The sequence below is a fragment of the Corynebacterium sp. HMSC066C02 genome, from assembly GCF_001814945.1.
Classification (GTDB): Bacteria; Actinomycetota; Actinomycetes; order Mycobacteriales; family Mycobacteriaceae; genus Corynebacterium; species Corynebacterium aurimucosum.
This window is the reverse complement of sequence record NZ_KV818469.1, coordinates 96,132-105,993: the sequence shown is the minus strand read 5'-3', so window position 1 is coordinate 105,993 and position 9,862 is coordinate 96,132. Positions and strand designations below refer to the sequence as shown.

Annotated in this window: 8 protein-coding genes and 3 tRNA genes; all 11 read left to right on the top strand. The window is 59.5% G+C overall.

Features of this window, described 5'->3' with window-relative positions; translation table 11 throughout:
* Window positions 1-62 precede the first annotated feature (62 nt).
* Window positions 63-133, top strand: a tRNA-Cys gene (locus HMPREF2996_RS09945).
* Between the two features lie 32 nt (window positions 134-165).
* A tRNA-Val gene (locus tag HMPREF2996_RS09940) sits at window positions 166-237 on the top strand.
* Window positions 238-280: 43 nt separating this feature from the next.
* Window positions 281-356: transfer RNA gene (locus HMPREF2996_RS09935), tRNA-Gly, on the top strand.
* Window positions 357-528: 172 nt separating this feature from the next.
* Complete coding sequence (locus HMPREF2996_RS09930; RefSeq protein WP_070731237.1) at window positions 529-2,619, top strand: vWA domain-containing protein; 2,091 nt, start codon at window positions 529-531, stop codon at window positions 2,617-2,619.
* 188 nt (window positions 2,620-2,807) lie between these two features.
* Window positions 2,808-3,395 (top strand): copper resistance CopC family protein, encoded by a 588-nt coding sequence (locus HMPREF2996_RS09925; protein ID WP_070731235.1) that lies wholly within the window; start codon window positions 2,808-2,810, stop codon window positions 3,393-3,395.
* Between the two features lie 76 nt (window positions 3,396-3,471).
* Window positions 3,472-4,140 (top strand): copper chaperone PCu(A)C, encoded by a 669-nt coding sequence (locus HMPREF2996_RS09920; RefSeq protein WP_083313807.1) that lies wholly within the window; start codon window positions 3,472-3,474, stop codon window positions 4,138-4,140.
* Between the two features lie 66 nt (window positions 4,141-4,206).
* A complete protein-coding gene (locus tag HMPREF2996_RS09915) occupies window positions 4,207-5,478 on the top strand; it encodes a Dyp-type peroxidase (protein ID WP_070731234.1) in 1,272 nt (423 codons plus the stop codon).
* 93 nt (window positions 5,479-5,571) lie between these two features.
* On the top strand, window positions 5,572-7,635 hold the full coding sequence (thrS, locus tag HMPREF2996_RS09910; protein ID WP_070711294.1) for a threonine--tRNA ligase: 2,064 nt from the start codon (window positions 5,572-5,574) through the stop codon (window positions 7,633-7,635).
* Between the two features lie 43 nt (window positions 7,636-7,678).
* Window positions 7,679-8,257, top strand: coding sequence for an ATP adenylyltransferase (locus tag HMPREF2996_RS09905; protein ID WP_070446786.1), 579 nt, complete (start codon window positions 7,679-7,681; stop codon window positions 8,255-8,257).
* Window positions 8,250-8,885, top strand: a complete 636-nt coding sequence (pgsA, locus tag HMPREF2996_RS09900) for a phosphatidylinositol phosphate synthase (protein ID WP_070731232.1) — start codon at window positions 8,250-8,252, stop codon at window positions 8,883-8,885. Before HMPREF2996_RS09905 ends, pgsA begins: the two co-directional genes overlap by 8 nt.
* Window positions 8,886-8,948: 63 nt before the next feature.
* Entirely contained in the window at window positions 8,949-9,851 is a 903-nt protein-coding gene (locus HMPREF2996_RS09895; RefSeq protein ID WP_070446788.1) for a phosphatidylinositol mannoside acyltransferase, read from the top strand.
* Window positions 9,852-9,862 lie beyond the last annotated feature (11 nt).

Here is a 9,862-nt window from a genome sequence, read left to right as displayed (position 1 = left end):
GTCGCGAGTTCGAGTCTCGTCATCCGCTCCAGCACATGTAGTGTGTGAGGCGGTATCGCCACGGTGGAATGGCCGAGTGGTGAGGCAACGGTCTGCAAAACCGTGCACACGGGTTCGATTCCCGTTTCCACCTCAAGAGCAGGCGCCCAACTCTGGGTGCCGTGAGCGCGTTTAGCTCAGCGGGAGAGCGCTTCCCTGACACGGAAGAGGTCACTGGTTCAATCCCAGTATCGCGCACAGGGTTTCCACTAGGAGCCCACGACGAGCGAGAGCTCGTCACGCGGATGTAGCGCAGTTGGTAGCGCATCACCTTGCCAAGGTGAGGGTCGCGAGTTCGAGTCTCGTCATCCGCTCCACATCGAGTGCCCCTCCAAATTGGAGGGGCACTTTTAGTTTTCTGTCTCCCGGATTTTAAGGGGGGTTGAGGATTAAGGGGGGTGAGGGGGCTCTTCCCCGTCAGCGAGAGAACTTCCAGTCAGCTGTTTATGATGTTTCTCACAGTCTTGTCGTCTCAAGGAAGTAGACATCATGAAAGCCTTTTCTCCACCTTCGTCTTCCCCGCAGGGCCTGTTACGCGGGGTCTTTGCTATTCTCGCAGCGCTACTCATCGCGTTTCTCACCGTCGTTGCGGTGCCAGCGTCTGCGCAGAATCCGACCGGGGTGTCGTCCAGCACAGCTCCGAGCTCCGAGGCCGCTACCACGAATAACCCGGAGTCCGGCCCCGATGGGGACGCCGCAGATCCCGAGAGCGGCGCGACGATGCTTGTTCTCGATTCTTCTGGCTCGATGAATGCGCAAGACGCTGGCGGGCAGACCCGCCTCGACGCCGCGAAGGACGCAACGAAGAAGTTCGTCTCTGAGCTTGGTGGGACTATCCCACTAGGTCTTGTTACTTACGGCGGCACGGTCGACGAAGCACCAGAGAATCAGGAAGCAGGGTGCCAAGACATCCACGTGGTCAGTGGCCCCAAAGAGGATGTAGGGGATTCTTTCACTGGCCCGATCGATGCGCTCCATGCAAAGGGCTACACCCCGATTGGTGATTCCCTGAAGAAGGCCGCCGAGGAATTGGGTGGCCAGCACGGCACCATTGTGCTTGTCTCTGATGGAATCGATACCTGTGCGCCGCCGCCAGTATGTGAGGTGGCCAAAGAGCTTCACGAGCAGGGCGTCGATCTGGTCATCAACACCATTGGTTTTAACGTCGATGAGGAGGCCCGAAAGGAGCTCTCCTGTATTGCAGATGCCGCTGGCGGCGAGTATCTCGACGCCGATGATGCAGACTCATTGGCAGCGATGATCAAGAAGGCAGCAGGGCGCGCCGCGGACATCTATCAATCCGATGTCGAACAGATTGAAGGCAGCGAAGACATCAGCCAACCAACGCAGCTTCCACGCTGGGAGTCTGGTGAGGACTTCATCTTCCGCGCGGAGTTGGATGCCCCACCGAACGGCGGCGAGGAATCTCGCTCCGATTTCCATGCTGAGTCATGGTCGATCCCCGTCAAGCCGGGTGAGCGCTATGTGGCGACGATGTACAAGACACTTGAAGGTGCAGTGGGAACACCGAACGACCTGTATTTGAAGACATTTTTCGGCGATGGTGCAGAACCGCCAACGGGTACGCATGGTGGCGACGAAGGCTCAGATGATTGCACAGCTGACTGGGAAAGTGCGAACACCGGCACTGTATCTGAGGCCTTGGCAAACGCTAGCGCTTATACCTACGAAATCGGTTCCAAGAATTGCCAGGGCGACTTGGTCTTGACGGCGATGCGCGCAGGCCAGTACAAGGCCGATGAACCTTTCGACGTGGAGATTCTGCTTCACCGTGTTGACCCAGTATCCAACATTGACGAGCTTGTTAGTGGTCTTAGCAGCGAGCTGGACGGCGAACTCCATGCCAACGCCAACGATGCTGAACAGATGGCTCCCGGAAACTGGTTTGACAATGCCACGGAGCTTTGCAGCGGTCAGGCCATCGAAACCGACATTGTTCAGGGCGAAGCGCACGTCTACAAGGTCCCCATGAAGGAAGGACAGCAGTTGGCTGCCGCAATTAGAGCTGGAGAGGCTTCGGATAAGAAGGCTCTCCAGTACTCAGGCCTCGATGTGTCTATCCTCAATCCAGTTCGTGAGAAAGCTGGAGAGCATGAGTCTTTGATCTGGCCCGATGAGGGGGACGAGGGATCGGTCTCGGCAGCAAACCCTATTGCTTTCACTAACCGCTTCAGCTCGGATTCTGCACCCTCTTATGGCAACGCGAACTGGTTGGAGGGTGACTACTACATCGTGGTGACACTGGATGCAGGTAAAGGGAATAATCTAGCGGATAGTGAAGGCAATTTCACTGACAAACGTGCCACCATGAAATATTACCTCACGTCCAAGGTGTTGGGGGAGCCAATCCAAGGGCCCATTTATGAGCCTGTCAAGGACAAGACTGAGGCACCGAAGAGTGATGGTGACGAAGGAAATGTGGACCAAGCAGCAAGGGCCGATGAGGATAAAGGCCTCGGCCTTGGCGCTCTCGGTTATTTCCTAGCTGCGGCCTTGGGCATCATCGCTGTTGCCGTAATCATCCTGGTAGTTATCCTTCTGCGCGGACGTAGCCACTAGAAGTCTTATAAGAAACACGACCTTGCTGCTGGAGAGGACTGGGAACTTTTCCGCCGCGTGCAACGACTACTTGGTAACCCCGCACAATCCGTGCGGGGTAAGGATTGGCTCGAGGATCCCTCCCGGCGATAGGATGAGGGAACCTTCAACCAAAAGTTTCATCAGACCATCAAGGAGTAATCCGGGAAATGCAGCTGCGTCAGGTCACTACGGGAATTGCCGCTGGGGCCGCGGGCCTTGCGATTGGGTTGTCCGCGCCGCTAGCGGTGGCACATGACTCAGTCATTGGCGGAAACGTGGTGGGTGACGCACCGCTGGAAGAGTTTCCGCGTGAAATCACACTAGAGTTCTCTGGTATTCCCCGGGATGACTTCAATACTTTTGCCGTGAGCGATAAGTCAAGCGGCGAGGTGCTCTTTGACGCCACCCCAACCATTGATGGCCGCAATCTCACCGTTGAGGTTCCTCAGGACATCGAACCTGGCGATGGTGAATACCAGGTAGGTTTCCGCATTACCTCCTCCGATGGCCACTCCACGCTCGGTTCCGTGCCGTTTAGCGTGGGTTCTGGGGCCGGCGGACATGAGGCTGCAGATGCTTCTGATGATGGTGCCAAGGAAGGCGAAGAGGCGCAGGAGTCTCAGGATCCGCTGAGCTCCTTGCCCACCGCGGCCACATGGATCATTGGCGTAGGAGCAGTTCTCGTCGTCGGCGCAGCGCTCTTTGCCTTCGGAGCAAAGACCCGCCGCGCTGGTGGAAAAGGCTCAGAAGGCTAAACACCACCAGCCGCTGATGAGACGAGAGTCAATCCGCACTTTCCTTAACTACTGTTACTGCAGAAAGGCATGTCCCATGCTGAATACCCGTTCTTTCCTCCGTGTCTCCGTGGCGGCTCTCGCAGCAGGCAGCCTGACCTTGGCGGCTTGCTCCCCGAGCGAAGAGGATTCCGCCGCGGCTCCGTCGAGCGCTGCAGCTAGTGCTGAGAATGGCGCCGAGAAGGACAAGGACGCAGAGACCAGTACTTCGGCTTCTTCCTCCGCTGAGTCTGGCGTAACGTTCGAGGATGCTGTTGTGCGCGCCATGGAGGAGGACTCCGATATGACCGCTATCTTCGGCACTCTCCACAACAACACGGACAAGGATATCAACGTGCTTGGCTTCAGCTCTTCGGTGAAGGCGAAGCACTATGAGATCCATGAGGTTGTCGATGGCGTCATGCAGGAGAAGGAGGGCGGCTTCGATATCCCTGCCGGCGAATCCATTGAGCTCGCGCCGGGCGGTTTCCACTTCATGTTGATGGGCGTGACCGAGCCTGTTATGGCCGGTGAGACTGCCACCCTCACGCTGGAGCTTGCCGACGGTTCCTCCGTCGAGCTCGGCGATATCCCGGTGCGCACCATTGGTGCCGGCGACGAAGACTACGGCGATATGGACCACGGATCCATGGACCATGCAGAGCACATGGACCACTCGGAGTCCGCAGACATGTCTGACATGAAGAAGGAAGAGCACGCGCACTAGAAACTAGCGTGCTCTGGGCCAAAGTAGGCAAGAAATCGGTTCTCACGAGATAGGGAGAAATCAAGGATGAACGGGTTCGCGGAACCTGTCAGCCGGCGTGGATTACTCGCCGGAAGTGCTGTGGCGGCAAGCGCGGTAGCGCTTGCAAGCTGTGCGAAAGGGGATGAACCTGGACAGGCATCTGCGGATGCCTCCCGCGCAGCGCAGGCTGGTGACGCTGGGAGCACTGGGCCGGAGCGCCGCGAGGAAACCATGGGCGGCGATATCGTCGCCTTCGACGGCAAGCACCAGGCGGGCATCCAAACCCCGGTCCAGGCGCATGTGGAGCTGGTGGGCTTCAATCTGAAAAAGGGGACTACTGCACGCGGGGCGACCGCGCTCATGCGCCTATGGACGGAAGACGCCCGCCGCCTGTGCACCGGTGAGAACCCGCTGGGTAGCCTCGAGCCCGAATTGTCTACCACCCCAGCAAACCTCACCGTCACGTGCGGTTGGGGAGAGGGATTCTTCGACACGGTGGACGTCGCCAAGCCCAGCTGGCTGCGCGATATCCAGGCTTTTGACCATGATGACCTCCGCCCGGAATGGGGCCAGACAGATATCGTCCTGCAGATCTGCAGCGATGACCCTTTCACTGCCGCCTTCGTATTGCGGCATATGACCCGCGCGGGCAAAGATTACGCCGATGTTGCGTGGATCCAACAGGGATTCAGCCATGCCTATGGCTCCGCACCGAAGGGTATGACTCCGCGCAACCTCTTTGGGCAAAAGGACGGAACGGTCAATCCCCGAAGCGATGAAGACTTCAACGAACAGGTGTGGATCGAAGACGGCCCCTTCGCCGGCGGCAGCGCCATGGTGGTACGCCGCATTCACATGAACCTGGACACATGGGAGCAGCTTGATCGCGCGGCACGTGAGAACTCGACTGGGCGCACGCTCGATACCGGAGCTCCTATAGGCGCTAAGGACGAGTTCGACCCGGTGGATCTGGATGCCCGCAACGAGTTTGGGCTCAAAGCCATTGATGAAAACTCGCATGTCGCCAGAGCGCATCCGCCGGCAGAGCATCCAGAACAAAAGCTTTTGCGTCGCCCGTATAACTACAACCTGCCGCCGACTCCGGAGACCACCCAGCGCGGTGAACTTAGCAACGCGGGATTGATCTTCATCTGCTACCAGAAGGACCCGACGACGCAGTTCGAGCCTATTCAAGCGCGCCTTGATGAAGCGGATCGCCTCAATGAGTGGATTCGCCACATTGGTTCGGCCGTGTATTACATGCCGGCCGGAACTGAAGGCGAAACCTTCTGGGGCGAATCGCTCATACGCAGTTAAGAGGGGTAGACTAAGCCGCTGTAACTTTCTCGTTGAGTGCTGCTCGGCCAGGTATGTCGAGCGGCGCGTGAGCGCAAAGGAGCGCACCAAGTCATGGCGGAAATGATTCCAGCAGTCCCGGTGAACTACGAACCAATCACGGTCCCCGCCGGTACTGCCGTGGGAGCAGCGATGCGCGAGCATGAGCTGCCCAACAAGGGCCCGGAAGCTGTCGTCGTCGTCCGCGGCGCCGATGGAACCCTCTACGACCTTTCCCACACCCCGGACACGGACGCCGAGTTCACCCCGGTTGCTGCCTGCGAGGAAGACGGCCGCGCCGTTATCCGCCACTCCTGCGGACACGTCATGGCCCAGGCAGTGCAGGCGGAATTCCCCGGCACCAAGCTGGGCATTGGCCCGGCCATCGAGAATGGCTTCTACTTCGACTTCCAGACCGCTGAGCCCTTCACCCCGGAGGACCTCAAGGCCATTGAGAAGCGTATGAAGAAGATCATCAAGGGCGGCCAGCGCTTCGAGCGCCACGTCTACGCCACCACCGAAGAAGCTGAAGCGGCATTGGCCAACGAGCCCTTCAAGCTGGAGCTGGTCCAGGACAAGGGCAACGTGGATCCAGATTCCGATGAGGCCGCCGAGGTGGGCGCCGGAGATCTGACCCACTATGACAACGTAAACCCCCGCACCGGCGAGGTGGAGTGGTTTGACCTTTGCCGCGGCCCGCACGTGCCGACCACCAAGTACATCCCGGCTTTCACCCTGACGCGATCCTCTGCTGCCTACTGGCGCGGCGACCAGTCCAAGGCTGGCCTGCAGCGCATTTATGGCACCGCCTTCGAATCCAAGGAGGCCCTGGAGTCCTACAAGACCATGGTCGAAGAGGCCGAAAAGCGTGATCACCGCCGCCTGGGTGCTGAGCTGGACCTGTTCTCCTTCCCGGATGAGATTGGTTCCGGCTTTCCCGTCTTCCACCCGAATGGCGCCACCGTGCGCATGGAGATGGAGGAGCACTCCCGCCGTCGCCACATCGCGGACGGCTACTCCTTCGTGTCCACCCCGCACCTGACCAAGGGAGACCTGTTCAAGAAGTCCGGCCACCTCGACTTCTACGCGGATGGCATGTTTCCGCCGATGCAGCTCGACGGTGAGTGGGATGAGGACGGCAACTGCACTAAGCAGCCTCAGGATTACTATGCCAAGCCGATGAACTGCCCGATGCACAACCTCATCTTCGCTTCTCGTGGTCGTTCCTACCGTGAGTTGCCGCTGCGCCTCTTCGAGTTCGGCACGGTCTACCGCTACGAGAAGTCGGGCGTTATCCACGGCCTGACCCGCGCCCGCGGCTTTACCCAGGATGATTCGCACATTTACTGCACCCCGGAGCAGCTCGAAGACGAGCTGACCAAGGTTCTGGAGTTCATCATTTCCTTGCTCAAGGACTACGGTCTGGATGACTTTTACCTGGAGCTATCCACCAAGGACCCCAACAAGTACGTTGGCTCGGATGAGATTTGGGAGCGCTCGACGGCTATCTTGCAGTCGGTGGCGGAGAAGTCCGGCCTCGAGCTGGTCCCGGACCCAGCAGGCGCGGCCTTCTACGGCCCGAAGATTTCCGTTCAGGCGCGCGATGCCATCGGCCGTACCTGGCAGATGTCCACTGTGCAGCTGGACTTCAACCTGCCGGAGCGCTTTGAACTGGAGTACACGGCGTCGGATGGTTCCAAGCAGCGCCCGATCATGATTCACCGCGCACTTTTCGGTTCCATCGAGCGTTTCTTCGGCGTGCTACTGGAGCACTACGCGGGTGCATTCCCGGCGTGGCTGGCACCTCACCAGGTGGTGGGCATCCCGGTCGCCGATACCTTCGCCCCGCACCTCGAGGAAGTCTGTGCACAGCTGCGCGCACGCGGCCTGCGCGCTGACGTGGATACCTCTGATGACCGCATGCAGAAGAAGATCCGCAACCACACCACGGGCAAGGTTCCATTCATGCTGTTGGCCGGTGAGCGTGACGTGGATGCCAACGCGGTGTCCTTCCGCTTCCTCGACGGCACCCAGGTCAACGGTGTGCCCGTAGAGACAGCAATCAACGTGATTGAAGCATGGGTTCGTGAGCGCAACAACGAACAACCGACTAAGGACACTATCGCTGAACGCGTCTAGGCGGATGCATCTAGGTAGAGGTTAGAAAAGGAGAACACACAGAGTGGGAGAGTACGTCGATACCGGCCTGGGAACCCCCGACCGCTTAGAGCGCCTGTGGGCGCCGTACCGCATGAGCTACATCAAGCGTGAGGGCGGCGCCGGCGACGTGCCCAAGGAAGCCCATAATCCGTTCGTGGAGATTCCACAGATGTCGGACGAGGACGGGCTCATCGTTGCGCGTGGCGAGTTTGTCTACTGTGTTCTCAACCTCTACCCCTATAACGCCGGGCACATGATGGTGATCCCATACCGTCAGGAATCAGAGCTGGAAAACCTCACCGAGGAAGAATCTCGCGAGCTTTTTCAGTTTGCCCAAGCCGCCATCCGCGTCCTAAAGAAGGTCTCCGGCCCCGATGCCGTCAACGCTGGCTTTAACTTGGGGCGCGCCTCGGGCGGCTCGGTGGGGCAGCACCTGCACATGCACATCGTTCCGCGCTGGAGCGGGGACTCAAATTTCATGACTATTGTGGACGGCGTCAAAGTGCTGCCGCAGCTCCTCAAAGACACCCGGTCCCTGTTGGCGCAGGGGTGGGCGGAGCTCGCCGCCGAGGGAATCATTTCAGGAGAAGCGCATGCTTAGTGTTCATGGGCGCAAACCCGCCGCCGTGGTTGTGGTCCCAGTGGCCAAACTCTTCCTGAAGATGGGGCTCACACCCAATGTCGTCACCGTCGTGGGCACAATCGTCACCATTGCTATTTCGGTTATCCTGATCCCGCTTGATCACCTCTTTGCGGCGGCGCTGCTGTCGGGACTCTTTGCTGCCTTCGACATGCTCGACGGCACCATGGCGCGCCTGACCACCGGCGGATCCAACTTCGGCGCGACTCTCGACGCCTCCTGCGATCGCATCACTGACGGTGCTTTGTTCGCAGCGATCGCCTATTGGATGGTGTACGTCGATAACGCCCACCCTCTCAACTTCGCCGCCTGCATGGTGGTGCTCGTGAGCTCCCAGGTCATTTCTTATGTCAAGGCGCGCGGCGAAGCCTCCGGTTTTAAGATGGTCGGCGGACTCGTCGAACGCCCCGAGCGCCTCATCTTGGGCCTCGGCGGCGTGGGGCTGGAAGGCTTGGGCGTGCCTTATGCACTCGAGGTTGCCCTGTGGCTGCTGGCCGTGGGCTCTGTCTTCACCATTTACCAGCGCATGCGCCAAGCAGCGCGTCAGGACACCAAGGCGCGTTTCAAGAAGGAACTGAAGCACATTTAGTCTGACACTCTCTTCTACCGGAAGGTACCGCGCCCTCAGCCCACACAGAAAGGCTCCCGAACCGTGGCTCTACTGGACCGTGACCGGCTGACCGCCGCCGCATACATCGCGTGCTGGAAGGTTGTGCGCTTCCTTCCCCAGCCGCTGGCAGCCTGGCTGTTCGAACGCGGCGCGGATCTGGCAAGTGACAACGGCCAAGGCATGGAACAGCTGCGCCAGAACCTGAGCCGGGTCGTGGGGGCGGAAAACGTCACGCGGGAGTTGGTGCGGGATTCGATGCGCTCCTATATGCGCTACTGGCTCGAGGCTTTCCGTCTGCCTGCTATCCATTCGGATCCGGATCTGCAGAGGCATCTATTGGCAGGTCTGCGAGGCAAGGAACATGCTGATGCCTCCGTGGCTTCCGGGCGCGGGGTGATTTTTGCGCTTCCGCACTCCGGTAATTGGGACATGGCGGGTGTCTTCTGCGTGGGGCACTATGGCGGCTTCACTACGGTGGCTGAGCGCTTGAAGCCAGAGGTGCTTTTTGACGCCTTCGTGGACTACCGCGAGAGCCTTGGCTTTACTGTCCTGCCACTGACCGGTGGCAGTTCTTCTCCTTACCCGCGTCTGAAGGACACTCTGGAACGCGGTGGGGTGGTGTGTTTGTTGTCTGAGCGGGACCTCACGCGCACCGGTGTGACGGTAGACTTCATGGGCGAAGAGGCTAACGTTGCCGCCGGCCCCGCCCAGCTGGCCATCGAGACAGGAGCTGCACTCCATGTCGTGCACTCGTGGTTTGACGGTAAGGATTGGGGGCTATCGGTCAGCCCCGAGGTGGAGGTCACTGACCTGCAGGAGACATGCCAGCGCCTTGCGGATGGCTTTGCGGAGAACATCAGGGCACATCCAGAAGACTGGCACATGTTGCAGCCGCATTGGAACGCCGATGTGGAGCGGCGGCGAGCCGCTCGCCAGAAGAAGTAGAAAGGCAGAAC